Origin of the sequence: Yersinia proxima (genome assembly GCF_902170785.1) — a bacterium.
In the GTDB taxonomy this organism is placed as follows: domain Bacteria; phylum Pseudomonadota; class Gammaproteobacteria; order Enterobacterales; family Enterobacteriaceae; genus Yersinia; species Yersinia proxima.
The window spans coordinates 278,190-302,724 of sequence record NZ_CABHYG010000017.1; the positions used below are offsets into that span (position 1 = coordinate 278,190).

The window sequence follows — 24,535 nt, forward strand, 5'->3', positions numbered from 1 at the left end:
TTTGTCTTTTTATGGTTCATATCGTTATCTGTATGTGAATAACCAAACCAATATTGTGTTTATGGGGAAAAATCTGAAATTATCCAAAAAAAGGCTAAATGTTAACCAGGGAAAGACTGGAGCTGACGGCCAAATTGAGACATTAATCAGAAAATTGTGTAAATTTTTGGTCTTAAAAAGACTGATGCAGTAAGGCATATAGAGAAAGGGCAATGATATACTGCACCTAATCATAAAAGTCTGGGTATCAGTATGGATATTAAGCAGCTTATCTATCTGTGTAATTTAGAACGCGAGCGGCACTTTGGCCGAGCTGCTGAAGCCAGCTTTGTCAGCCAGCCTACCTTATCGATGCGGTTGAAAAATCTGGAGCGGGAGCTGGGTGTTGCACTCATAAACCGTGGCAATAATTTTGAAGGATTTACCGCAGAAGGTGAACGTGTATTATCATGGGCGAGAGAAATTGTCTCTGTTTATCAGGGGCTAAAACTGGAAGTCGAGTCTCTCAAAAATGGATTAAATGGCACGTTACGTATTGGTGTGGTGCCGCAATGCAGCATCTCATTGGCAAGATTGCTGAAAAGCGTCAGTGAGCGCTACCCTCATCTGGATTACCGGGTATCAGTATTAAGTGCTGATCAGCTACTTGAAGCGCTGACCGGCCACTCCGTTGATGTGGGTATTGGATTTTTTGAATTAACTACACTTAACGAGCTGCATTTTCAAGCTCAACCGCTGGTCGATAGCGGGGTTGATGTGGTATTTCATCCCGAGTATTTCCCCGAGTTGACAGGCACCGAGCCGCTGACACTGTCTCAGGTTGCGGCATTGCCCCTGTGCCTGGCAGAACCTAGCCGTTACTTCCGTCGTTATCTGGATAATAGCTTCCGCGATGCTGGGTTATCACTGCATGCACGGCTGGAAAGTGCATCTATCTTTCAGTTGTTACAAGGGATTTTTGTCGGGCTTGGGTGTGGTTTATTCCCTCAAGGAAGTTTGTTGGCAGAGATGTCTCCGGCATTACTGCGCAGACCGGTGGATATCCCTAAAATGGGCCGACATGCTGCGGTGGTGGTGGCCGAACCAGGACGTGTGACGCCGCTGGCCCAGCACTTCTTTGACGTCGCCCAAGAGTGGCTGACTTCCCACGAGGCGTAATAACTGAGGTGATCGTCTAATTTAAACCGTTTGCCCCAGAGCATGGCGTAACCGGTTAGTCCATCCGGCCGAGGCGGCGCTGAAGATTATACCCAGTAACTGTTTATCACTGAGGCCCATAGCCCGCAACGGGCTAATATGTTGGTGGCTAAAGCGCTCCGGTGCGCGGGTCAGTTCGGCCGTCACAGCGATAAGTTGGTGAGATATTTGCTCAGTAGATTGTGCTGCCAGAGCTTGATCGACTCCGGTCTGTAACGCGGCAAGTAATGCGCTATCTTCAGTCAATTGTTGCAAATTATGCTGATGATGAGCCTGGCAGTAGCGGCTGCCATTAATTCGGGCACTGACCAATGATACCCATTCCTGCCAGTCCGCGGGAACTCGTTCAGGGTTATCCAATTGCGCGGTAACAGCGCTATAAGCGCGCAAGCTCTCTTGATGGTGCGAGAGCAACTCGTTGAGTGTCACCTCAGTGGCCACTGAGTCGTTTTGCGTCAATGAGGGCAGCCAACCTTGCCACTGTGCCTCACTATCTAATAACGGGGCTGACGGAGCATCTTCCATGCGTGGGAAGCCGGGTAACATGACGGTCGGATAGCCCGCCTGAGCAGAAAAACCGGCGACCACTCTGGCCTGAAATCCAACAAAGCCAATTATCTGCGATAAAACAATAATATCTGCATCTGTTAACCCTACCTCAGCCAGTTGTTGTAGTGCATACCTGTCAATCAATGTCGGCTGGCTGGCAAGTTGCCGCGCAAATTGGGTGATTTGTGTCAACCGCATATTACTTTCCCGTGAGGCATCTGGGCTGGACAGTGGTGTGAGACGGGCAGCATAGTGACTACATAAACGCTGAATGCCGGTAACCTGCGCGACAGTCAAGGCGCTACTTAATCGATCATAGAGGGAAAATGTATTCTCGTGATTTAGCGCGACAACCGCAGGGAAAAGAGCCAGATACATGGCATCTGAGGCAGATAAAATAGCCGAGTAGTGCTGCAAGGTATGAGTTAATGCCAGCGGAATATCGTTGGCTAAACCGAGCAGGAAAATGCCTTGCTCAAAGGGAGAACTACTCTGATATGGATTGCCGATGTTGCCACTATTAGCCGTGTCACTTTCGTCGGCAATTTGTGTTGCAAGAGCGCCACCACTGCGCTGAGTTTCATGATACCAATGCGCATTATCTTGTCGTCTAAATTGCACCATAATGACCTCCGTTAGGGGCAGCAACGCGCCAAAGTTAAAGGTAAATGAAGCACCTCTTCAGGCGACAGGTACAGATGAATATTGAACAAGGTGGGTATTGCGGTATCTGGCTGGGCGTTATGCAAAGTGCGAGGGTTCAACATTGGCAAGATATCCTGTTGTTTTATGGAATGAACACAGTGGATATCATTGCTGATTGGGTTGGCGAGATAAAATAATGTTAAACCATAATCCATAACTAAAAGTAATAACATATTATTATATATAACAAAAATGTTGTTACGTTAGTTAATAACTGGCTAACGGGGGTATCAGACTCAGTGAGTGAAGAGTTTACCGCACCTAGGGGCGCTCCGGCGACTCCGTCGCTACGGCCCCAACGGCACGATTCCCCTTCATTTGACTTTGTTAGCAGTCACCAATAGCTTTGCCATTAACCTCATATAGGATCATAAAATTTCCGCGATCAGATGATCGCGGAGGCAGGTTTGTTAGCGGAGAGGTGACAATGTCACATTAATTCTGCCGTGGTTAGAAGTTTGCGTTATCCCGCCGCCAGGCATCTGCGGTCAGCGCTTCACCAAAATGACTGGAAATCAATCGCTTAGTTAGGTCATGCAAGGGTGCTGCGAGCACTTCTGCGGTACTGCCGCGCTCCACAACTTCCCCTTCATGCATCACAATCACCTGGTCACTGATATGCTTCATCATGCCTAAGTGTTGGGTCACATAAATATACGATATGCCGTGCTTTTCCTGTAACTCCAGCATCAGATTAATAATCTGTGAACGCATAGACATATCCAGAGATGCCAAGGCTTCATCAGCAACAATCACTTTTGGTTGCAGAATCAATGCACGTGCCAGCGCGATACGCTGTTTCTGCCCGGAGGCCAGCATATGAGGGTAGTAATTAGCGTGATCAGGCAGTAACCCCACCTGGCGTAAAGTTTGGTTGATGCGCTGTTCGCGCGCGGCGGCATCTAGATCGGTATTCAGCTTTAACGGTGCATCCAGTAGTTGGCCAATACGTTGACGCGGGTTAAGTGAGGTACTGGGATCCTGGAAAATCATCCTAATCCGCTGGCTGCGATAAGCATAATCACCATACACCAGGCGGTGGTCGTCGATAAGCAATTCACCGTCGGTCGGTTCAATCATGCCCGACAGCATTTTTGCCAAGGTAGATTTACCCGAACCATTTTCACCAATAACCGCCAGTGTTTGTCCTTCGCGTAAGGTGAAACTGACCGCTTTGACCGCCTCTACATGCTGGCGACGAAACAGGCCAGTGCGATAGCGAAAGGTTTTGCTCAGGTTACGGACTTCGAGCAGTGTCTCGGCCATTATTGCTCCTCCAGATTTAAGGGGAAGTGGCAGGCAAAGGCGTGGTTTTTCACCAATCGCAAGCGCGGTGTTTCGATACAGGTTTTCTGGGCGTAAGGGCAGCGAGGCCCCAGACGACAGCCGATCGGCAGGTGTTCCAATGACGGAATCGCTCCCGGCAAAGTATTCAGCCGACTTTTGTGTGGCAGAGAACGGCCAAAGTCAGGCATGGCGCGAATAAGCGCTTGAGTGTAAGGATGGTGTGGGGATGCCAGCAGGTCTTCACAGACCGCACTTTCCACCGTCTGACCGCAATACAGCACATTAATTCGCGTGGCCCACTTACTCATCATCTGCAAATCATGGCTGATCAGCAAAATCGTGGTGTTATTGTTTTGATTCAGCCGCGCCAGCAAACGGAAAATCTGTGCCTGAGTGGTGGGTTCCATCGCATTGGTGGGCTCATCGGCAATCAGTAAACGGGGCTGATTGGCCAGCGCAATAGCAATCATCACCTTCTGGCATTCGCCTTCGGTCAGTTCGTAGGGGTAGCTGCCCATAATATCTTTATGGTCTTTAATCCCCACCCGATGCAGCAGCTCGATTGCCCGCCGTTTACGCCAATGAAACCGCTGCCACCAGCGGCCTTTATAAGTCCAGCCTGGGATAGCTTGTACCAGTTGCCGACCAATACTTTCTGATGGATCCAAACAGGATTGCGGTTCCTGAAAGATCATCGAAATATTATGGCCGATCACCTTACGTCGCTCACGGGGAGTCAGTTGCAACAGGTCAATATCATTAAAGCGAAAACGGTCGGCGGTAATACGCCAGTTATCTTTGCTTACGCCACAGATAGCCTTGGCAATCAAGCTCTTGCCCGAGCCTGATTCACCAACTATTCCACGGACTTCGCCTTCCGTAAGAGTGATACTGATGCGGTCAACCGCCTTCACCATTCCTTCTGCGGTCATAAACTCAATAGTGAGGTTGCGAATATCAAGTAATGGCATTATTCCACCCCCGCATTAATAGCTCGGCGCATACCATCACCTAACAGATTAACCAGCAGTACACTGACCAAAATTGCCGCACCGGGTAACATTACGGTCCACGGCGCGACATAGACTAAATCCAGTGAATCTCCGAGCATCGCCCCCCATTCTGGCGAGGGTAATTGCGCGCCTAAATCGAGAAAACCCAAGGCCGCAATATCCAAAATCGCCATTGAGAGCGCACGAGTAAATTCAGTGACTAACACTGCCGCGATATTCGGCAAAATGGCATAGGCCAAAATATGGGGAGTAGATGCACCATCCAGACGGGCGGCAATCACATATTCTTTATCCAATTCATCATGCACGGCACTGTAAATAGTGCGTACCATGCGGGGAAGTAATGCCAGCCAGACGGCGAACATGGCGTGTTCTAAACTCGGGCCAACAAAGGCCACCACAATAATGGCTAGCAGCAGCGACGGGATAGAGAGCAATGTATCGAGCACATGATTAAGAATTGCTGAACGAAAACCGTGGGTAATACCGGCAAACACCCCGAGGATCACGCCACACAGTGCTGCTGCCACTGTCACCAATAGCGCCGACCCATAAGTAGATGCAGTGCCCGCTAATAAACGGCTTAAAATATCGCGCCCTAAGTCATCAGTGCCCAGGAAGAAAGAGACATTGCCGTAACGTGACCATGAGGGGGGCAGTAATTGGTAGCCCAAAAACTGTTGATCGAGCGCGTAAGGAGCCAGTGTGCTGCCCAACACACAGAGTAATAATAAACCCAGCACGCCATAAAACCCCACCATTGCCAGGCCATCGGCATAGAAAAGCCGCCAGGTATAGAGCAGCGGGCTGGGCATTTTCTTCTCGCGGTAGACATTATCGAAGGGCATACCATTCCTTATGCTTTAACGGCGTCATCATCGCGCCCAGAATATCCGACAGGACGTTAATGACGATAACCAACGAACCAACCACCATCACACCGGCTGAAATTGCGGCGTAATCTTGTTGCCGAATCGCATTGATTAGCCAACGACCTAACCCCGGCCAGTTAAACACCACTTCGGTTATCATCGCCAATGTCAGCATGGTTGAAAACTGTAACCCCAATTTCGGAATGATGGGGGGTAAAGCATTGTGCAATACATGGCGGCGAATAATGGTAAATCGAGACAAACCGCGAGTTGCCGCCGCTTTAATATAGTTTTGCCCGATAACATCATCGGTACTGGTGCGCATCAGACGAATGACTTCCGTGGTGGGGGCTACGGCCAGAGCTGTGATGGGTAAAATCATATGTTGTAGCGCGCTGAGCATCATCTCTTTACGATACGGCGAGGGTGACAGCCATGCATCGACTAAAGCCAGTCCGGTGACGGGTTTGACTTGATACAATAGATCAAAACGTCCAGAGACTGGCAGCCAACCTAAATGCAGTGAAAAGAACAACATTAATAGCAGAGCCAGCCAAAATACTGGGATTGAGAAACCGATAAGTGCAATTGAACTGATCGCCAGATCGGCAAATTTGCCGCGCATCACTCCGGCAATAATCCCCAGCGGGATACCGACAAATAGCGCCAGGGCAAAGGCCAGAACACACAACTCCATAGTGGCAGGAAAAGCCTCGCGCAATTGCTCGCTGATGGGCTGACCATTAATGCTGGAAACGCCAAAATCCCACTGAAGCAGGCTGCTGAAATAGAAACGATAAGCATCCAACAGTGATGCGCCGTTTAAGGGGGCATGAGGGGTAAAATAGCTCAGGCTAAAACTGACCAATGACAACATAAATAACGTTATCACCAGCAGTAATAAGCGCCGTAATGTGAAGATTATCATGGCTTTTTGCCCTCAGCGCGATTACTTTCGCGAGACTGGTTTTCTCGAGGCTGATTTTCGCGAAACACTCCTGCAAAAGAAGAGTTACCAAACGGGCTTAAAACTAAACCTTTAATATCATAACGATATGCTTGTAACCGCAAGGATGACGCCAGAGGTAACAGCGGCAGTTGCTGTTCCAAAATGCGTTGGGCTTGCTGATAATATTCAATACGCGCCGATAATTGCTGAGAACGTAAGGCTTTTTGCAATAGCTCATCAAACTCAGGGTCACACCAATGAGCATAGTTTGTTTGCGAACGAATTGCCGCACAACTTAATAGAGGGCGGAAGAAACTGTCGGGGTCATTACTGTCTGTTGACCAGCCGGAGAGCGTCAGGTCGTGGCTCATCTCCATCAGGCGAGCTTCCTGGAAGCGGCCTTCGACTGGCACGATATTCACGGTTATCCCGACCTGCGCTAAGTCTGCTTGTATCAACTCCGCCGTTTTTAATGGGCTGGGGTTATAGGACTGCGATGCTGTCGGCACCCATAGATTGAGTTGCAGCTTGGTGATACCCAACTCTTTGAGGATCGCTTTGGCTTTTTCCGGATTATATTCGGTGACCTGGGCCTGATTATCATAAGCCCATGATGCACGAGGCAAAATGGATGCTGCAGTTTCCGCAGTGCCATAATAGATTGATTGCATCAATCGTTGGTTGTTAATAGATAAAGCAATTGCCTGGCGGACACGTTGATCATTCAGCGGCGGCTTGCGGGTATTAAAGGCCAGATAAGCCACGTTCATCCCCGGGCGCAGGGTTAATCGTAGGCGCGGGTCATCACGTAAAATAGATAATTGGCTCGCAGCGGGATAGGCCAACACATCACATTCGCCGGTGAGTAACTTGGATAGACGGCCTGTTCCGCCCGCGCCCAGATCAATGACGACCTGTGGCATGCGCGGCAAACCTTTCCAATAGTCACTGTTACGGAACAAACGGATATATTGCCCAGAGCGATACTCGTTTAACAAGAAGGGGCCAGTGCCCACGGGTTCGCGGTCGATTTGCTCTTGTCGGCCCTCTTGGGTTAATACATCGGCATATTCGGCTGAAAGGATAGGCGCATAGTGGGTTGCTAAATGCCAAAGGAATGATGCATCGGGGGCTTTCAGTTTAAATTCAACGGTATAGTCATCAATTTTTTTGACACTTTGCACGGCATCAGCAAATTGCAGGCTATCAAAGTAAGGGTATTCACCGCCATTGACACCATGATAAGGATGCTGCGAATCAAACACTCGTTGGAAACTGAACACCACATCATCAGCATTCATCTTTCGCGTGGGAGTAAACCAATCGGTAGTCTGGAAAGGGACATCTTTACGCAAATGAAAACGGTAGGTGGCGCCGTTATCCAACACCTGCCAGCTTTCTGCCAATTCAGGGCTTAGCCGGTAGGTATAGGGGTCAACATCCAATAAGCGGTCATAAAGCTGCGCCGCAAGGGTATCGATGGTTAATCCACTACTGGCCATCTGCGGGTTAAAAGTATTCAGTATTCCACTGACACAATAGACAAAACCACGCTGACGGATATCCGGCAGGGGCTGAGTAGGTTCGGCAGCTGGGGCAGGTTGCGCCAGTGCTGGGGTCGCAAGGCAAGCCAGCGACAGCATCCAAATGAGTAGAACACGCATAAACGCTTTCGCAGTTAGTAAGCAATACTCTTAGTGTACCGTAATCTGCCACTCCTCCCAATCCATTGAGCAAAACAACTGCGCTGTCTGCTGTTTGTTGCAGCAATTGTGAGTAATAGATAGCAACTTACTGTTTACTCATTGAGAAATAGTGGCGATATCGTTAGTGGTAAAGGTTTTTATATTCTGAGGTTGTACGTAATTCCAGCAGAATCAGTGTGGGAATGAGAAAAATTCTCAACAAAGTGTTTGCAAGTGCTATTGATAACCATTATCATCACTTTGCTCTTCGGAACAAAGCCTAAGGTTTCAGGCTTTTGACAGAAAAGCACGACATTGCTCACATTGCTTCCAGTGTTTTTTAAGCCAGCTCGGGTGCTGGCTTTTTTTTTTACCTGTTCACCTGCTGTCATTTCCCTGTCAAATATTATGCGTACAGACGTCCATTCACGATTTAATTTTAAATGATAATGATATTTATCATGTATGTTCCCAGATATTTTGGATTATGACATCAATATACCCGTTGCTATATTCATGCATGAAATATATGAGTAACCAAATTACATTTATATGCTATTGGGGGCATCATGGATCGATATCAGTTAATGATTTCATTGCTTATCTTCTGCCTGGTAAATTTTAATAGTAGAGCTAAACCCCCGGATATCGTTTGGCGGGTTGATACTCGCGATCATAATGAAATATTCAGTACGGGTTTCTCTTCTTCTGGAGACAATGATTTAGTCCTTGATCACCTTAGTGGTAGAAGTTGCCGTAGTATCGACAACCAATCGGCAGATAGCGCATTTATTTCTACTACATCTGATCGGGGTTTTGCATATAGTTATTTAGAGCGAGTATTGAAAAATATAGAAACAACCATAACCAGTAGTGCAAAAGCCTATATTTATCAAATACGCGCTGATACTAATATGTATAGTGCAGATTATACCTTGGATTTTTTATTACGATTGGGGGCGAGTGAGGTCCAGCAGGAAATTCATCGCATTTTTCGCTATGCACCTTACTTATCCGAATGGATGGCTCATCGCAGTGTCTTAGCGGAACAGATCATGTCAGCAACGTCATATCTACTTGAAGAGGGCAGAGTTATACTTAACGGATATATCCCCAACCCGTTATATCGGCAAACACGTTCGAGTGCCAGCATGAATCCTTACCATAATGTTTTTATTATACCGTCAACTATGAATATGATGCGAGTCTGGATGTTAAGAATGGGAATAAGACCTATGATTAGGGCCTGTTTTGGCAGTATGGATTCAATAAGTTTCAAACGAAGTCTGGATTCAATCTATAGCGGTCATGGGAAAATGTTTAAGCTAGTGGCTATTTTATAAAGCTAACTTTCATATATCACTAAATGGGGTGGTTATATTATGAAATTAATTACTTGCGGGGCTATTATATTTATATGCATCCCTGCATTCGCGACGAAACCGGGTGATTTAAAATCACAATGCGATATTGATGAAGGTATTATGATTTATAAACGGATAATTAAAAATTATAATGCGAGCATTATGTGGCGGCCGGATGATATATCTCTCGATGCGATTAATATCAAGATAGATGATAAGTGGTATGGCGCCATAGCGGATGACAGAACAAATGGGAATGCAGCAAAAGGGATGTCCAGTTTTGCACAAGCGGCGTATTTAATCAGTCTCCCTGTTAATGTTTGCGTTAAAAATAAATATCTACGTGGAATTGAAGGTGCCGACTGATATTCCAGTCAGCGCCCTCCGTTTATCACCGTAGGCTGATTTATTGTTCACCTGCCAATATTTGATGTTTCTTCAGCATGCCGCGTAATTGATGGTAAGTCAGCCCCAACAAGCTGGCTGCCTTGCGTTGATTAAATCGCGCCTGTTCCAATGCCTGCTTGAGTATCTGTTTTTCACTATTATGCAGCCAATCTTTAAGATTGAGCGGTAAGGTGGGCAACTCGCTGGTTTGGTTGTCAGCGTTGCTGCGCTCGATACGGCTATTTTCTATGTTCTGCCGGTGTGCAAAAGGGTCGATAATAATGTTATCCAGCGCCTTACTGCTGTCGCCGTGGCGATATACTGAGCGCTCGACGACATTTTTCAGCTCGCGCACATTTCCCGGCCAATGATATTCCAGTAATTGCTGTTCGGCTTGAGGTGTAAATCCAGGGAACAGTGGCAGACCTAATTCCCGGCACATCTGAATGGCAAAATGCTCTGCCAGCAACATAATATCTTGTTGGCGTTCACGCAACGGCGGCAGTTGCACCACATCAAATGCCAGGCGGTCGAGTAAATCAGCCCGGAATTTCCCGGCGGCGGCCAGCGCGGGCAAGTTATCATTGGTTGCACACACTAAACGAACATCCACCTGCAAGGGTTGACTCCCGCCAACACGCTCCAGATGGCCATACTCAATCACCCGTAATAGTTTTTCCTGTACCAACATGGGGGCAGTTGCCAGTTCATCTAAAAACAGAGTGCCGCCATCTGCGCGTTCAAAACGGCCAAGATGACGCTTCTGCGCACCAGTAAAAGCTCCGGCCTCGTGGCCGAACAGCTCTGAATCGAGTAAATTTTCATTAAGAGCAGCGCAATTGAGCGAAATGAAGGGGCCCTGCCAACGGTTGGACAAATAATGCAGGCGATGGGCTATCAGTTCCTTGCCAGTGCCTCGTTCACCAATCACCAACACCGGCTTATTCAGTTTTGCTAATCCTGAAACTTGCTCCAGCACTTCAACAAAAGCGTTGGCCTGGCCTAACAGGTTTTCTAATTGCTCACTCATGATGAAATTCGCCAATAGTTGGTTAAAGTAATCACTCTACATTTTATCTTACAACAATCAAAAAATATTTTATGTTTATTTTCAATGCATTAACTTTATCAAAAAGTTGGCACGACTCTTGATATATCACTATTGAAATTATGTGAATCGGCGCAACCAAACGCCAATCAGTTTAAAGAGGATGTAAATTATGGGTATTTTCTCTCGTTTTGCCGATATCGTGAACGCCAACATCAATACATTACTGGATAAAGCCGAAGATCCACAGAAGCTGGTGCGGCTGATGATTCAGGAAATGGAAGATACACTGGTTGAGATCCGCTCAACGTCGGCCCGTGCACTGGCTGAGAAAAAACAGCTGCTACGTCGCATTGAACACTGTGAAAGCCAGCAGCAAGAGTGGCAGGATAAAGCCGAACTGGCTTTGCGCAAAGATAAAGAAGATTTGGCGCGTGCTGCCCTGATTGAAAAACAAAAAGTGGTGGCACTGATTGATACCTTGACGCGGGAAGTCGCCACAGTTGATGAAACGCTCACCCGCATGAAGCACGAAATTACTGAGCTTGAAAGTAAATTAACTGAAACTCGTGCCCGTCAGCAGGCGCTGACATTACGTCATCAGGCGGCCGCATCATCTCGCGATGTTCGCCGTCAGTTAGACAGTGGCAAGCTGGATGAAGCAATGGCACGTTTTGAACAGTTTGAGCGCCGTATTGATCACATGGAAGCTGAGGCTGAAACTGTCGGTATGGGTAAACAAAAGTCATTGGAAAGCCAGTTTGCCGAATTGAAAGCTGATGATGAAATTAGCAACCAACTGGCCGCACTGAAAGCAAAAATGAATTCAGCGCAATAAGTTATCGCTAAATTTCAGAAAAACACCTCGTCAGGCCGTCGGCATACAGACGGCCTGCCATGATTAAAATGCGGATATCCGCGAGCATATATACACCAATAATTCGAGCTGCAGGAAGGCGGCAACTGAGCGAGTCCCCAGGAGCTTACACAAGTAAGTGACTGAGGTGAACGAAGGCAGCCAACACACATGCAGCTTGAAGTATGATGGGTATAATTGAGGGGAACCAATGAGTATCCTATTTCTTGCCATACCGTTGACCATTTTTGTGTTGTTTGTAGCACCGATTTGGTTGTGGCTGCATTACAGCAATCGCCAACAAAGTGGTGCCCAACTTAGCCATCAGGATATGCAGCGTCTGTCGCAGTTAACTGACGATGCGCGTCGGATGCGTGAGCGCATTCAGGCATTGGAAGAAATTCTTGATGCTGAGCATCCAAATTGGAGGCAGTCATAATGGGCGATATGTTTAAAAATAATTCATTTAAAAACAGCATGTTAAGTAAAAAGAAACTCTATCGCGTGCCAGAAGAGGGCATGATCAAAGGTGTTTGCGCCGGGTTAGCGCACTATTTTGATATTCCGGTGCGGCTGATTCGTGTGATGGTGGTGTTATCGCTGTTCTTTGGTCTGTTTGTTTTCACGATAGCAGCTTATATCGTGCTGACTTTCATGCTGGAACCTGCACCTGCTTCCAGTTTCAGTGAACATCCAGAGGCGACACCGCGCCAACTACTTGATCAGTTAGAGTATGAATTGGGGGCAGGAGAGCAACGTCTGCGCCAGGTTGAGCGCTATGTCACTTCCGAAACCTTTGGAGTGCAGAGCCGTTTTCGTCAGTTGTGAGATGATTCTTTTAATTAACGCTAAAGTCTGCCGGAGGGCATAAAGATGAACAATAATCCCGCCCGAAGCCGTGCAGGTGTAGTATTAACCACACTAATTAAAATTATTTTTAGTGTCGCATTGACCTATGGCCCGGCAGGTGCAGCAGGTTTTATCGTCAGAAATGTCAGCCGTAAGCCCCTGCGCTGGTTGTTGCTGATGATGTTGGAACCCATGCTAAAACGTGCAATGGGGGCGGCGGCGGGTCAATTTGCCAAGGAGAAGCATGAAACGACTGCAAAATGAGATTACGTCATTGGTCAATCGCGGGATGGATAGGCATCTGCGGTTGGCAGTAACCGGCTTGAGCCGCAGCGGGAAAACCGCATTTATCACTTCTCTGGTGAATCAATTACTTCATGTCCACAGCGGCGCACGTTTGCCGCTGTTTTCTGCTGTGCGTGAAGAGCGTTTACTGGGTGTAAAACGGGTGCCGCAGCGTGATTTGGGCATTCAGCGCTTTACTTACGATGAAGGTCTGGCCTCTTTATATGGTACGCCGCCTAATTGGCCAACCCCGACCCGGGGTGTGAGCGAAATTCGTTTGGCTTTGCGTTTTCGCTCCAGCGACTCTCTGTTGCGCCATTTTAAAGAGACATCAACGCTGTATCTGGAAATTGTCGATTATCCGGGTGAATGGTTGTTGGATTTACCCATGCTGGAACAAGATTATTTGAGTTGGTCGCGCCAGATGGCAGGTTTGTTACAAGGAGATCGCGCTGAGTGGGCCAAACCTTGGTTGACACTGTGCCAGCAGTGCGATCCGCTGGCCCCGGCCGATGAAAATCAATTGGCAGCGATTGCTCAGGCTTATACTGATTATCTGATTCGTTGCAAAAATGAAGGCCTGCATTTTATTCAACCGGGTCGTTTTGTGTTACCGGGTGATATGGCAGGTGCGCCTGCATTGCAGTTCTTCCCGTGGCCGGATGTCACTGATCTTGGCGAATCGCGATTGGCTCAAGCTGATAAACATTCTAATTTGGGCATGTTGCGTACTCGTTTTAATTATTACTGCAACTCGGTCGTGAAAGGTTTTTACAAAGAACATTTTGTGCGTTTTGACCGGCAAATCGTGCTGGTGGATTGTCTACAACCCCTGAATAGCGGGCCGCAGGCGTTTAATGATATGCGCCTGGCGTTGACGCAATTGATGCAGAGCTTCCATTACGGAAAGCGCACGTTATTCCGTCGTTTATTCTCTCCGTGTATCGATAAGCTGATGTTTGCAGCAACCAAAGCCGACCACGTGACGGCCGATCAGCATGCTAATTTGGTCTCCTTGCTGCAACAATTGGTACAGGAGGCCTGGCAAAATGCCGCATTTGAAGGGATCAGCATGGATTGCGTTGGGCTGGCGTCGGTACAGGCGACACAAAGCGGCATTGTTGAGCATCAAGGGCAGAAAATACCTGCATTACGCGGCAATCGGCTAACTGATGGTGCACCGCTAACGGTCTTCCCCGGCGATGTTCCGGCGCGCTTACCCGGCCCCGCATTTTGGCAACAACAAGGGTTTCATTTTGATGAATTCCGTCCGCAAGCCGTGCATATTGACAGCCCATTGCCCCATATTCGCCTTGATGCCGTCATGGAATTTTTATTGGGAGATAAATTGCGATGAGCGAGCCTTTAAAACCCCGGATCGATTTTGAACAGCCTTTGCAACCCTTAGACGAACCGGTATTAAAAGCGGCACACGCTTTTGACGAACATGCGGCTGAAAATTTCTATCCCGCGGCTCCAGAACTGGACGCAGAGAATGAAGAGGGGCGGGTAGAAGGGCTGGTTAATGCAGCATTGAAACCAAAACGCAGCCTGTGGCGTAAAATGGTGACGGCGGGGGTAGCCCTGTTTGGTGCCAGTGTGATTGCTCAATCTGTGCAATGGGTTAATCAGGCATGGCAACAGCAGGATTGGATTGCACTGGGAGCCACCACTGCCGGGGGGCTTATCGTGCTGGCGGGAGTGGGTTCTGTGGTGACGGAGTGGCGGCGTTTGTACCGCCTACGCCAACGAGCTGAAGAGCGCGATATTGCGCGAGAGCTTCTGGTGAGTCACGGTATTGGCCAAGGGCGAGCGTTTTGTGAAAAGTTGGCACGTCAGGCTGGGCTGGATCAAGGGCATCCGGCACTCCAGCGTTGGCAAGCCTCGCTACATGAAACCCATAATGACCGTGAAGTCGTTGAACTGTATGCCAAACTGGTTCAGCCTTCACTGGATAATTTGGCGCGAGCCGAAATCAGCCGCTATGCCGCCGAGTCAGCATTAATGATTGCCGTCAGCCCGCTGGCGCTGGTGGATATGGCATTTATCGCCTGGCGAAATATCCGTCTGATTAATCGTATTGCTGCTTTGTATGGCATTGAGTTAGGGTATTTCAGTCGCATCCGTCTGTTCCGTTTGGTCTTGCTCAATATTGCTTTTGCCGGTGCATCTGAATTGGTACGTGAAGTAGGAATGGACTGGCTCTCACAGGATTTAGCCGCGCGTCTATCCGCCCGCGCCGCGCAAGGTATTGGTGCAGGTTTGCTAACTGCCCGACTGGGCATTAAAGCAATGGAGCTGTGTCGCCCATTGCCATGGTTGGGGGATGATAAACCTAAGTTGGGCGATTTCCGCCGGCAATTGATCGGTCAATTGAAAAGTACCTTGCCAAAAAAAGATAAACCGGTGCAGCAGTAACGCTATTTCAGCCGTGGGTCAAAGGCAAAAGAGAGGGGTTCAACACTGCTTAGGCAGGTTTGAAAATCTTTGTGCTGTGGGTTGAGCAGCAGATTATTTTCTGATGGTACGAGAGTGGATGGAACCAGTAATCCAAGTGATGATTCTGACTCCAGCCATTCTGTACCGATATCCATTGTTGACGCAGGTGCGGGGTCGCTGCGCCAGTCTTTGGGCCAATCCTGCGGCTGAAGCAGCATAATGTTGCTATCTTCGATTTCAATTTGGAATAACTCGAACTCACTCAGTGTTGAGCTGTCCTGAATATGTACCAACGTCTCCAACATTGCCAGTGATACACTACTGGCTAAGTAGATGGCAGCGTGCCCCTTATGGTTCCAGCGGCCACCATAGATTTCAGCACCATAGCCGGTCCAGGTTGAAGCAAGATAGCGGCGCATTACAATGCGGTAAAGCATCATAAGTATCGGCCTGCCGGATTTATCTTCATAAGCTACAGATCCTTTATAGCGTTCAATTATGAAAATACGCCGTGCTCCAGGCGCCCAATCAAATCACAGACTTCCAATGCACCGGTTTCGGTTTCCAGTAAGGAATCCGGACTACGGTGACCCAGGCCTTTAATCGGAGTGGACATCCAAGTGATAGCTTTGCCTTTATCACCGCCAAACAGGTCAACTGCCGCGTCCATCACCCGAACGAAACGTGCAATTCGCTCACTCTCTTCGGGAGTGAAACGGCCATCATGTGTGCGCCTGCGTGTCAAACTGCGGCTGGGAATACCGGTCGCGCGCAAAATTTCAGCTTTTGGGATAGATGCCCATAGATGGATGCTGTCAATGACATCAACAGAAAAGCCCATTTTGATGCTATCGACCAATACAGTACCGCGGCTGGCGGGCAAACCAATCTCTCGCCATAGCGCCCCTGTTCTGGTCGCTGGGGTGGGGTGATATGCTCTCATGTAACCTCCTCGGTCAATTGGCTATGTCTACTATAGCCAGCTGGCCGATATAAAGCAAAGTGTCACCGGTTGTTGACGAGGATATTGACGGTATTCGTCATTATATAATTCTAAATTATTAGTATAAAAACTAATAACTCGCTATATATGGCATCAATATGGGTGGATTCTCTTATCTGTGTGAGTGCTGTTGGGGAGAAAAAACAGCAAAAAGCCGATTCCTGTCAACTTTTGCTGACAGACCGCTTCATCAGTAAGGGGGGAAAGGGTATTATCATAGGCAGATATTCCGCACCTGCCCTATATAAGGTCGATACTGATGCGCTTGGAAGTTTTTTGCGAAGACCGAATTGGTCTCACCAGAGAGTTACTTGATCTCTTGGTTTTACGCGGCATTGATTTACGTGGGATCGAAATTGATCCGATTGGCCGTATTTATCTGAATTTCTCACAGCTGGATTTCAGTGTATTTAGTGCGTTGATGATGGATATTCGACGCATTGATGGAGTGACTGATGTCCGCACTGTCTCCTTTATGCCATCAGAGCGAGAACACCGTTCGCTGCGGGCGCTGCTTGAATCCATGCCAGAGCCGGTATTTTCTATTGATTTAAAAGGTAACCTTGAGTTAGCGAACCCTGCTGCCCGTGAGTTGTTCTCCTTAAATGAGGAGAAAGTTCGTCACAAAACTGCGGGTAGCTTGCTGGGTGGGTATAATTTTGCTCGTTGGTTCGATGGGGGGGAAACAGCACCTCATACCGAACGTGTATTGATCAATAATCAGGATTACCTGATGGAGATCACACCGATTCATCTTGAAGACGAAAATCAACAGAGCCAGACGGTAGGCGCTGTGGTGATGTTAAAATCGACCGCTCGCATGGGGAAACAACTGCAAATCTTATCGGTAAATGATGATACCGAATTTAAACAGATTGTTGCCACCAGCGTTAAAATGCGTCAAGTGCTTGACCAAGCACGTAAATTAGCCATGTTGGATGCACCGCTATTGTTGGTTGGTGATACTGGCACCGGCAAAGACCTTCTGGCTCGTGCTTGTCATTTACGCAGCCCTCGCGGGAAAATGCCTTTCCTCGGTCTTAATTGTGCCTCTTTACCTGATGATGTAGTAGAAAGTGAGCTATTTGGCTATGCCGCAGGTGCATACCCGAATGCTGTTGAGGGCAAAAAAGGCTTCTTTGAACAGGCTAATGGCGGCTCAGTACTGTTAGATGAAATCGGTGAAATGTCGCCTCGCATGCAAATCAAGCTGTTGCGTTTCCTTAATGACGGAACTTTCCGTCGTGTCGGAGAGGAGCATGAGGTGCATGTTGATGTGCGGGTTATTTGTGCCACCCAAAAGAATTTGGTGGAATTAGTACAGCGTGGCGAGTTCCGCGAGGATCTCTATTACCGCCTTAATGTATTGACTATCACTTTACCGCCTTTGCGTGAGCGTCAAGCCGATATCATGCCACTGACAGCACTGTTTGTTGCGCGTTTCTCTGACGAACAGGGTGTGCCCCGACCGAAACTGGCACCTGAACTGAGTAGTTTTCTGACCAATTACGGTTGGCCAGGTAATGTCCGCCAACTGAAAAATGCGATTTATCGTGCCTTGACCCAATTGGAAGGTGCGGAGTTACGGCCACAAGATATCGTCTTACCGGAATTTGAAGTTGAAGCGGTTCTGGGGGATGAAGTCCTTGATGGTTCGCTCGACGATATTAGCAAACGTTTCGAACGCTCTGTCTTGACTCGACTTTATCGCAATTATCCCAGCACACGTAAACTTGCCAAGCGCCTTGGTGTTTCTCACACCGCAATCGCCAATAAACTACGTGAATATGGTTTAAGTAGTAAACGTTCTGCCAGTGATGAAAGCGAAGAAGAATAAGGCGTAAAAGAGAAAACCATAAAAAACGGCTGTACCCGAGAGGGTCAGCCGTTTGTATTAAAACGCTATTGAAACCAAATTAGTATGAGTTACTTCAGGGCTGCCAGTGCGGCATCATAGTCTGGTTCAGAGGTGATTTCGTTAACCAACTCACTGTAGATAACATTGTCCTGACCATCCAGAACCACTACAGCACGAGCGGTCAACCCTGCCAATGGGCCTTCAGTAATGGCTACACCGTAAGTTTGTTTGAAATCTGCGCCACGCAAGGTTGACAACGTAGTCACATTGCTCAAGCCTTCAGCACCGCAAAAACGTGATTGGGCAAATGGCAGGTCAGAGGAGATACAAAGAACCACGGTGTTCTCAAGTTCGCCAGCCAATTGATTGAATTTGCGCACAGATGCGGCACAAACACCGGTATCAATGCTTGGGAAGATATTCAGGACTTTACGTTTACCCACAAAGCTGCTCAGCGCAACATCAGATAAATCTTTCGCAACCAAAGTAAAATCTTTAGCTTTATCGCCGGGTTGCGGTAGTTGACCTGCAACGGTCACTGGATTGCCTTGGAAATGTACTGTCTGTGTCATTATTTGATCCCTTTTACAGATGTGTAACACGAAGTTCAGTTTAAGGTAACAATAGCCGCTTGGATATGAGAAATTTGCTAAATAATTTAGATTTTACTGACATTAGGTTCTAATACCGACAGTCAGCCCCTGAATTTTTCTGAGGAACCATAATGAGAACCATGCGTTGCTATCCAGAGTCCTGGCCCCTACATTCCGCATTTGTTATTTCCCGCGGAAGTCGTACCGAAGCAAAAGTGCTGGTTGTCGAGATTGAGGAAGCTGGCATTCATGCTTTTGGTGAATGTACTCCATATCCACATTACGGAGAAAGTGAATCTTCCGTGATGGCACAGTTAGCCTTGGTGGTCAGCGCCGTTGAGCAGGGCGTTTCACGCGAAGGCTTACAACAGTTATTGCCGGCTGGGGCAGCGAGGAATGCGGTCGATTGTGCGTTATGGCAGTTGGCATGTTTGCAGAATCAGCAGAGTTTATGGCAGTTGACCCAGACGACACCGGTCGCTCATATCTCTATGGCCCAGACGGTCAGTATCGGGACGCCGGAAGCGATGGCGCACAGTGCGAGCGCATTGGCACATCAGGGAGCCAGGTTATTGAAAATAAAACTGGATGACCACCTGATTGCTGAGCGTTTGGTGGCAATCCGCAGCGCGGCGCCAGAAGTGACATTAATTGTAGACGCCAATGAATCCTGGCAGCCAGAGGGCTTAGCCGCGCGTTGCCAGTTACTGGCAGATCTAGGGGTGGCTATGTTGGAGCAGCCATTACCCGCAGGGGATGATGATTCTTTGCAGAACTTTATCCACCCGCTGCCCATTTGTGCTGATGAGAGTTGCCATACTCGCACTGATCTGGCGGGATTGGTTGGCCGTTATGACATGGTCAACATTAAACTGGATAAAAGTGGCGGGTTAACAGAAGCATTATTGTTGGCCGAACAGGCAAAATCGCTCGGATTCGCCATTATGCTCGGCTGTATGCTGTGCACTTCCCGTGCAATTCGTGCCGCATTACCCCTGGCTCCAGGCGCTCGATTTGTCGATCTGGATGGCCCGACGTGGTTGCAACAGGATGTCGAGGATGGGTTACATTTCTCGACCGGCGCTATCGATTTATCGGCTTAATCCGGTCTTGTGAGTAAGTCTATCAGGGCAGCCAGATAACATTCACTGGCTGCATCGGCAGAGACGGGGGGCAATTCTGCAGTAATACAAGGTAATTGGATGTCGGCGCACCAACTGCCGAATGACCCTGGAGTGGCGTAACCCACATTTGTCACCAGTGGTAAGTTAAAGTTTACTGCCAACTGCTCCCCGAGTGCTGAGCTGTCAGGATCTTCAATACAGGCCAATGGCTCGTGAAAAGAGACCACCCAGCGCGGGGACAACTGCGTAATCAATGTACACAATGCTTGGGTTTCAGGTTCTGATCCTGCACACTCTCCGGTCGATAACACCACATCTCTTGCATCAGCCACACTGTTCCAGCGATATACTGTTTCGCCAGTCTGCCAGTTTTTAGCCGGAAAATTACGATTGAGGTCAACACCATTGGCATTCGCTCGCAGCCCCAATTGGCAGCCATCTGGATTGACTGCCAATATCACGTGGTGGCGCTGTTGTTCAGGGAAAATACTACGTAACGCGCAGGAGAGGGCCGCAATTGCCGCACTTTCATCGCCATGAGTCCCCGCGATAATCAGCCCGGCTTGCGCTGATGGATTGGTGGCCGGAAAATAGATCAGTGGTGCCCCCAGCAGAGAAGTACCGTAGTGTTGCCCTAAGTTCATCAGATTTCCCCGTGTGGGGCGGGGACGATATTGACTCATGATACTCTCTGTTATTTAGAATTATGTGCATATTGCACTCAACATATCATTTAGCATTATTACTTTGAACCCATTGATCTGCTAGTTTATGTTGATAAGAGTTTGTTAGTACTTTCGCTGAAATGGAACGACAACGAAAAGGTTATTAATTATGCGCTATTTCCGTTATGCATTATGTGCCGCTTTGGTGGGGGCAGCGCTGGGCGCGGCAAATGCTGCTGATGTCCCTGCGGGCACCGTATTGGCTGAAAAACAAGAACTCGTTCGTCATATTAAAGATGAGCCAGCGTCCCTTGATCCAATGAAAGCGGTTGGGTTAATCGAAGCTCAGGTTGCCCGTGATCTATTCGAAGGACTGGTTAATCAGAATGCGCATGGACAGATAATTCCCGGCGTTGCGGCAAATTGGAAAACGTCTGATAACCAAACCTATATTTTCACGTTACGCAAAGATGCTAAATGGTCGAATGGCGACCCCGTGACCGCGCAGGATTTTGTGTATAGTTGGCGTCGTCTGGTTGACCCTAAAAGTTTATCTCCTTTCGCCTGGTTTGCGGAACTGGCTGGGATGGAGAATGCACAACAGATTATTGCCGGGAAAATGTCACCAGAGACTCTTGGGGTCAGTGCTGTTAATGATTACACCCTCAAAGTTAAACTCAGCAAACCAGTGCCTTATTTTCCCAGCCTGACCGCTAATTTCAGTTTATTCCCGGTGCCTTCAACTGTGGTTGAAAAATATGGTAGCGACTGGACGAAAGTTGGAAATTTGGTGGGAAATGGCGCATTCAAACTACAAGACAGAGTGGTGAATGAGAAGTTGGTATTGGTGCCAAATGACTATTATTGGGACCATGCTCATACTGTTCTCACCAAAGTAACGTTTATTCCTATCAATCAGGAAGCCAATGCCACTAAGCGCTATCAGGCTGGCGATATTGATATTACGGAATCCTTCCCCAAAAATCTCTATCAGAAACTATTAAAAGATATTCCTGATCAGGTTTATACCCCCGACCAATTAGGCACTTATTATTACGCATTTAATACCCAGCGAGCGCCAACAAATGATGTTCGGGTACGCAAAGCATTATCTTATGCAATAGACCGTAAGATTATCGCTGAAAAAGTTTTGGGTACAGGGGAGAAACCCGCCTACCACTTTACCCCTGATGTTACGGCTGGCTACCATCCGGTGACGAATTTATTGCAACAGCAAGATCAGGATGAATTGAATGCACAAGCCAAAGCGTTGCTGCATGCGGCGGGTTATGGCCCTGATAAACCACTGAAATTGTCGCTGCTGTATAACACATCGGATAATAATCAAAAGTTAGCCATCGCCATTGCTTCAATGTGGAAGAAAACATTGGGTGTGGATGTTCAAATGATTAACCAAGAGTGGAAGACCTATATTGATAGCCGCAATACCGGTAATTTCGATGTAGTTCGCGCTTCATGGGTTGGGGATTATAATGAACCGTCTACATTCCTGTCATTACTGACTTCAACACACAGTGGCAATATCGCTAAGTTTACAAATGCGGATTATGATCGTTTGTTGAGTGAAGCCGGTAAGCAAACTAATCCAAAAGCGCTAAGTGATGACTATAATAAAGCAGAACAAATTATTGCAGAGCAAGTGCCAATAGCACCTATATATCAATTTACTAACGGGCGTTTAATTAAGCCGTGGGTGAAAGGTTATCCGATTACTAACCCAGAAGATGTGGCATATAGCCACATGATTTACATCATCAAGCATTAGTGCTCATTAGATAATTAACCCACAAGAAAATTATCTTTTGTGGGTTAATTGGTTAAGCAAGGCACAATCTATAAATAAAATAGATTGTGTGCGTTGTGTGATTATTGTATTTTTTGTTGTTTAGGAACAATAGCAGATATAGAAATCATAAACCCAGTCAATGATGCGACAATGAGTGGAAATATAAAGGCATCTGATGTTCTCAATGGGTTTTTTATGTCAAAAATCATCACGATAAAAAATGAGCTAGTGGCAAATGTTGATGACGAATATAGCTCATTAAGTTTGTATTGTAGATTTTCCAATGCGAATTTTGGTGTCTTTTTTGAAATGCAATCCCATACGATATGCACCAGCATGTAAGAAATACAGATGATACAGTAGAACTTTGTTAACTCATCAGTGGTCTGCGGTGAGTACCAGAGGGAAGAGAGTGGTTCCAATTCAGTTCCCCCAATGTTTGCTCAGATAAATACCCGCAATTAATACACTGCCAATTGCTGCAAATGTAAATGCAAGGGATGTGGTAATGGTTAATGTGGGCACTATAAATGACAAGCCTCCCGTAAATGCAAACCCCGCTCCTGCGCCACCAATGAATGCTTTCATTAACGTAATAATGCTGGTTTCCATAATCAATATCCCTCGAATATATAACGTGATAACTGGCAAAATTGTACCTGAAAGTTTGAGGGCTTCTTCTGTCTTTATTATTATGTATCCTTAATCTCAAATTTAACTGTTTGATATAAGTTATATTACTTGGAAACATATAGTTAATGAATCGGATACCGCATTGACGATGCACTAATATAAAGTGTACTTCGATTATTTTATAGTGATAGCAAGCTATCCGCATACATCACCTTTAAAGATCAGTTAGTGGGCGCTACACTGAGCTAATTGCATGATAAATGCTGAAATTGAGGATGTTGTCGTGGATGTAGTCGAAGGAAAAGCACTTCAAGTTTCTGATGCCGTTTATTCTTATCAACTCGATGGTAAAGGGGGAGTGACATCAATCAGCTCCGATGCTGTTGCTACCGCAGAGCAGCCATGTTGGCTGCATCTGGATTACACTCACCCGGACAGCGCAGCCTGGTTGCAAAATACGCCGCTACTGCCTGAAGTTGTTCGCGATGGTCTGGCGGGTGAAAGTGTCCGTCCGAAAGTGACCCGCTTGGGTGACGGCACGATGATCACTCTCCGAGGGATTAACTTCAATAATGATGCCCGCCCTGACCAGCTAGTCACTATCCGGGTTTATATGACAGATAAATTGATAGTCTCAACCCGGCATCGCAAAGTTTACTCGATTGATGATGTGCTCAACGATTTACAAAGTGGCACTGGCCCAACCAACAGTGGCAATTGGCTGGTGGAGATTGTTGATGGATTGACCGATCACACCAGTGAGTTTATTGAAGACTTGCACGATAAAATTATCGATCTCGAAGATGATTTATTGGAGCAAAAGATCCCAGCGCGTGGGCAGATGGCATTATTACGTAAGCAGCTGATTGTACTGCGGCGGTATATGGCACCTCAGCGCGATGTTTTCTCCCGGTTAGCCAGTGAGCGCTTACCGTGGATGAATGATGATGATCGACGGCGTATGCAGGAAATCTCAGAACGTTTAGGGCGAGGTTTAGAGGATTTAGACTCCAGCATTGCGCGTACTGCGGTGTTGTCTGATGAAATTAGCTCATTAATGGCTGATGCGATGAACCGGCGTACGTATACCATGTCACTGCTGGCTATGGTGTTTTTACCTACCACTTTTCTAACCGGGCTGTTTGGTGTCAACCTCGGTGGCATTCCTGGTAATACCGATTCTTTTGGTTTTGCAACATTTTGTATGATGTTGGTGGTGTTGGTGCTCGGTGTTGCATGGTGGTTAAAACGCAGTAAATGGCTCTAATTAGCTATTCGTAAGCGAGTAAAAGAGTGTGCCAGGTAGCACGTTAATCACTGCAAAATTGAGCGATATCAAGATTTGACAGTGATGACTCAGGCATTAT

At 47.3% G+C, this 24,535-nt stretch carries 26 protein-coding genes; 14 read left to right on the forward strand and 12 right to left on the reverse strand.

Translation table 11 applies throughout. The features are described from left to right. Nucleotides 1-252: 252 nt before the first annotated feature. The gene (locus FTB31_RS17540; RefSeq protein WP_227731657.1) at nucleotides 253-1,158 is read left to right on the forward strand and encodes a LysR family transcriptional regulator; all 906 of its coding nucleotides are present in this window, start codon (nucleotides 253-255) and stop codon (nucleotides 1,156-1,158) included. 21 nt (nucleotides 1,159-1,179) lie between these two features. Here the strand turns inward: FTB31_RS17540 and FTB31_RS17545 are convergent, their stop codons facing one another. Next, nucleotides 1,180-2,370 (reverse strand): CMD domain-containing protein, encoded by a 1,191-nt coding sequence (locus FTB31_RS17545; protein WP_227731658.1) that lies wholly within the window; start codon nucleotides 2,368-2,370, stop codon nucleotides 1,180-1,182. 74 nt (nucleotides 2,371-2,444) lie between these two features. On the opposite strand from FTB31_RS17545, the gene FTB31_RS17550 reads away from it, so the two are divergent. Further along, a complete protein-coding gene (locus FTB31_RS17550) occupies nucleotides 2,445-2,588 on the forward strand; it encodes a hypothetical protein (protein WP_155410461.1) in 144 nt (47 codons plus the stop codon). Nucleotides 2,589-2,901: 313 nt separating this feature from the next. On the opposite strand, the gene sapF is transcribed toward FTB31_RS17550, so the two are convergent. From sapF to sapA, 5 genes are read right to left on the reverse strand one after another with little or no spacing between them, the layout of a single operon-like run. After that, nucleotides 2,902-3,717 (reverse strand): putrescine export ABC transporter ATP-binding protein SapF, encoded by an 816-nt coding sequence (gene sapF, locus FTB31_RS17555; protein WP_077174678.1) that lies wholly within the window; start codon nucleotides 3,715-3,717, stop codon nucleotides 2,902-2,904. Further along, entirely contained in the window at nucleotides 3,717-4,709 is a 993-nt protein-coding gene (sapD, locus tag FTB31_RS17560; RefSeq protein ID WP_005169513.1) for a putrescine export ABC transporter ATP-binding protein SapD, read from the reverse strand. Before sapD ends, sapF begins: the two co-directional genes overlap by 1 nt. Further along, on the reverse strand, nucleotides 4,709-5,599 hold the full coding sequence (sapC, locus tag FTB31_RS17565) for a putrescine export ABC transporter permease SapC (RefSeq protein WP_050078542.1): 891 nt from the start codon (nucleotides 5,597-5,599) through the stop codon (nucleotides 4,709-4,711). Before sapC ends, sapD begins: the two co-directional genes overlap by 1 nt. Next, nucleotides 5,586-6,551 (reverse strand): putrescine export ABC transporter permease SapB, encoded by a 966-nt coding sequence (gene sapB, locus FTB31_RS17570; protein ID WP_050078544.1) that lies wholly within the window; start codon nucleotides 6,549-6,551, stop codon nucleotides 5,586-5,588. The genes sapC and sapB overlap by 14 nt, the downstream gene beginning before the upstream one ends. Then, on the reverse strand, nucleotides 6,548-8,236 hold the full coding sequence (sapA, locus tag FTB31_RS17575; RefSeq protein ID WP_077174679.1) for an ABC transporter substrate-binding protein SapA: 1,689 nt from the start codon (nucleotides 8,234-8,236) through the stop codon (nucleotides 6,548-6,550). Before sapA ends, sapB begins: the two co-directional genes overlap by 4 nt. Nucleotides 8,237-8,826: 590 nt before the next feature. On the opposite strand from sapA, the gene ytxA reads away from it, so the two are divergent. Both ytxA and ytxB read left to right on the forward strand, forming a co-directional pair. Then, on the forward strand, nucleotides 8,827-9,600 hold the full coding sequence (gene ytxA / locus FTB31_RS17580; protein ID WP_077174680.1) for a putative AB5 enterotoxin ADP-ribosylating subunit YtxA: 774 nt from the start codon (nucleotides 8,827-8,829) through the stop codon (nucleotides 9,598-9,600). Nucleotides 9,601-9,639: 39 nt separating this feature from the next. Next, nucleotides 9,640-9,987: a putative AB5 enterotoxin binding subunit YtxB gene (gene ytxB, locus FTB31_RS17585; protein ID WP_077174681.1), complete on the forward strand. Its 348-nt coding sequence runs from the start codon at nucleotides 9,640-9,642 to the stop codon at nucleotides 9,985-9,987. A gap of 40 nt (nucleotides 9,988-10,027) precedes the next feature. Here ytxB and pspF read toward each other — a convergent pair whose 3' ends face one another. Then, nucleotides 10,028-11,038 (reverse strand): phage shock protein operon transcriptional activator, encoded by a 1,011-nt coding sequence (pspF, locus tag FTB31_RS17590; RefSeq protein WP_050078548.1) that lies wholly within the window; start codon nucleotides 11,036-11,038, stop codon nucleotides 10,028-10,030. A 190-nt stretch (nucleotides 11,039-11,228) separates the two neighbouring features. Here pspF and pspA point away from each other — a divergent pair, with 190 nt between their 5' ends. From pspA to FTB31_RS17620, 6 genes are all read left to right on the forward strand, one after another. Beyond that, the gene (pspA, locus tag FTB31_RS17595; protein ID WP_077174682.1) at nucleotides 11,229-11,894 is read left to right on the forward strand and encodes a phage shock protein PspA; all 666 of its coding nucleotides are present in this window, start codon (nucleotides 11,229-11,231) and stop codon (nucleotides 11,892-11,894) included. Between the two features lie 229 nt (nucleotides 11,895-12,123). Beyond that, nucleotides 12,124-12,351 carry an envelope stress response membrane protein PspB gene (gene pspB / locus FTB31_RS17600; protein ID WP_005161022.1) on the forward strand — a complete coding sequence of 76 codons (228 nt, stop codon included), beginning with the start codon at nucleotides 12,124-12,126 and terminating at the stop codon, nucleotides 12,349-12,351. Beyond that, on the forward strand, nucleotides 12,351-12,740 hold the full coding sequence (gene pspC / locus FTB31_RS17605) for an envelope stress response membrane protein PspC (protein ID WP_050078551.1): 390 nt from the start codon (nucleotides 12,351-12,353) through the stop codon (nucleotides 12,738-12,740). Before pspB ends, pspC begins: the two co-directional genes overlap by 1 nt. A gap of 45 nt (nucleotides 12,741-12,785) precedes the next feature. Beyond that, complete coding sequence (gene pspD / locus FTB31_RS17610) at nucleotides 12,786-13,025, forward strand: phage shock protein PspD (protein WP_005169543.1); 240 nt, start codon at nucleotides 12,786-12,788, stop codon at nucleotides 13,023-13,025. After that, nucleotides 13,006-14,403 (forward strand): YcjX family GTP-binding protein, encoded by a 1,398-nt coding sequence (locus tag FTB31_RS17615; protein WP_077294016.1) that lies wholly within the window; start codon nucleotides 13,006-13,008, stop codon nucleotides 14,401-14,403. The genes pspD and FTB31_RS17615 overlap by 20 nt, the downstream gene beginning before the upstream one ends. Continuing rightward, on the forward strand, nucleotides 14,400-15,464 hold the full coding sequence (locus FTB31_RS17620) for a YcjF family protein (protein ID WP_050078555.1): 1,065 nt from the start codon (nucleotides 14,400-14,402) through the stop codon (nucleotides 15,462-15,464). The genes FTB31_RS17615 and FTB31_RS17620 overlap by 4 nt, the downstream gene beginning before the upstream one ends. Before the next feature lie 2 nt (nucleotides 15,465-15,466). Here FTB31_RS17620 and FTB31_RS17625 read toward each other — a convergent pair whose 3' ends face one another. Continuing rightward, complete coding sequence (locus FTB31_RS17625) at nucleotides 15,467-15,925, reverse strand: RES family NAD+ phosphorylase (RefSeq protein ID WP_050078556.1); 459 nt, start codon at nucleotides 15,923-15,925, stop codon at nucleotides 15,467-15,469. A gap of 56 nt (nucleotides 15,926-15,981) precedes the next feature. Beyond that, on the reverse strand, nucleotides 15,982-16,428 hold the full coding sequence (gene xre, locus FTB31_RS17630) for a type II toxin-antitoxin system antitoxin Xre (RefSeq protein ID WP_050078558.1): 447 nt from the start codon (nucleotides 16,426-16,428) through the stop codon (nucleotides 15,982-15,984). Nucleotides 16,429-16,747: 319 nt separating this feature from the next. Here xre and tyrR point away from each other — a divergent pair, with 319 nt between their 5' ends. Further along, entirely contained in the window at nucleotides 16,748-18,325 is a 1,578-nt protein-coding gene (tyrR, locus tag FTB31_RS17635) for a transcriptional regulator TyrR (protein WP_227731659.1), read from the forward strand. A gap of 89 nt (nucleotides 18,326-18,414) precedes the next feature. Here tyrR and tpx read toward each other — a convergent pair whose 3' ends face one another. Then, nucleotides 18,415-18,918 (reverse strand): thiol peroxidase, encoded by a 504-nt coding sequence (tpx, locus tag FTB31_RS17640; protein WP_050078561.1) that lies wholly within the window; start codon nucleotides 18,916-18,918, stop codon nucleotides 18,415-18,417. Nucleotides 18,919-19,070: 152 nt separating this feature from the next. Between tpx and ycjG the strand changes: the two genes are divergently transcribed. Further along, nucleotides 19,071-20,042: an L-Ala-D/L-Glu epimerase gene (gene ycjG / locus FTB31_RS17645; protein ID WP_227731660.1), complete on the forward strand. Its 972-nt coding sequence runs from the start codon at nucleotides 19,071-19,073 to the stop codon at nucleotides 20,040-20,042. Here ycjG and mpaA read toward each other — a convergent pair. Beyond that, on the reverse strand, nucleotides 20,039-20,746 hold the full coding sequence (mpaA, locus tag FTB31_RS17650; protein ID WP_050078563.1) for a murein tripeptide amidase MpaA: 708 nt from the start codon (nucleotides 20,744-20,746) through the stop codon (nucleotides 20,039-20,041). The genes ycjG and mpaA overlap by 4 nt on opposite strands. A 151-nt stretch (nucleotides 20,747-20,897) precedes the next feature. Between mpaA and FTB31_RS17655 the strand changes: the two genes are divergently transcribed. Then, nucleotides 20,898-22,514 (forward strand): peptide ABC transporter substrate-binding protein, encoded by a 1,617-nt coding sequence (locus tag FTB31_RS17655; protein WP_050078565.1) that lies wholly within the window; start codon nucleotides 20,898-20,900, stop codon nucleotides 22,512-22,514. A gap of 444 nt (nucleotides 22,515-22,958) precedes the next feature. Here the strand turns inward: FTB31_RS17655 and FTB31_RS17660 are convergent, their stop codons facing one another. After that, nucleotides 22,959-23,147, reverse strand: a complete 189-nt coding sequence (locus tag FTB31_RS17660; protein ID WP_050078566.1) for a hypothetical protein — start codon at nucleotides 23,145-23,147, stop codon at nucleotides 22,959-22,961. 304 nt (nucleotides 23,148-23,451) lie between these two features. Between FTB31_RS17660 and zntB the strand changes: the two genes are divergently transcribed. After that, nucleotides 23,452-24,435, forward strand: a complete 984-nt coding sequence (zntB, locus tag FTB31_RS17665) for a zinc transporter ZntB (RefSeq protein WP_077174777.1) — start codon at nucleotides 23,452-23,454, stop codon at nucleotides 24,433-24,435. Nucleotides 24,436-24,535: the final 100 nt, after the last annotated feature.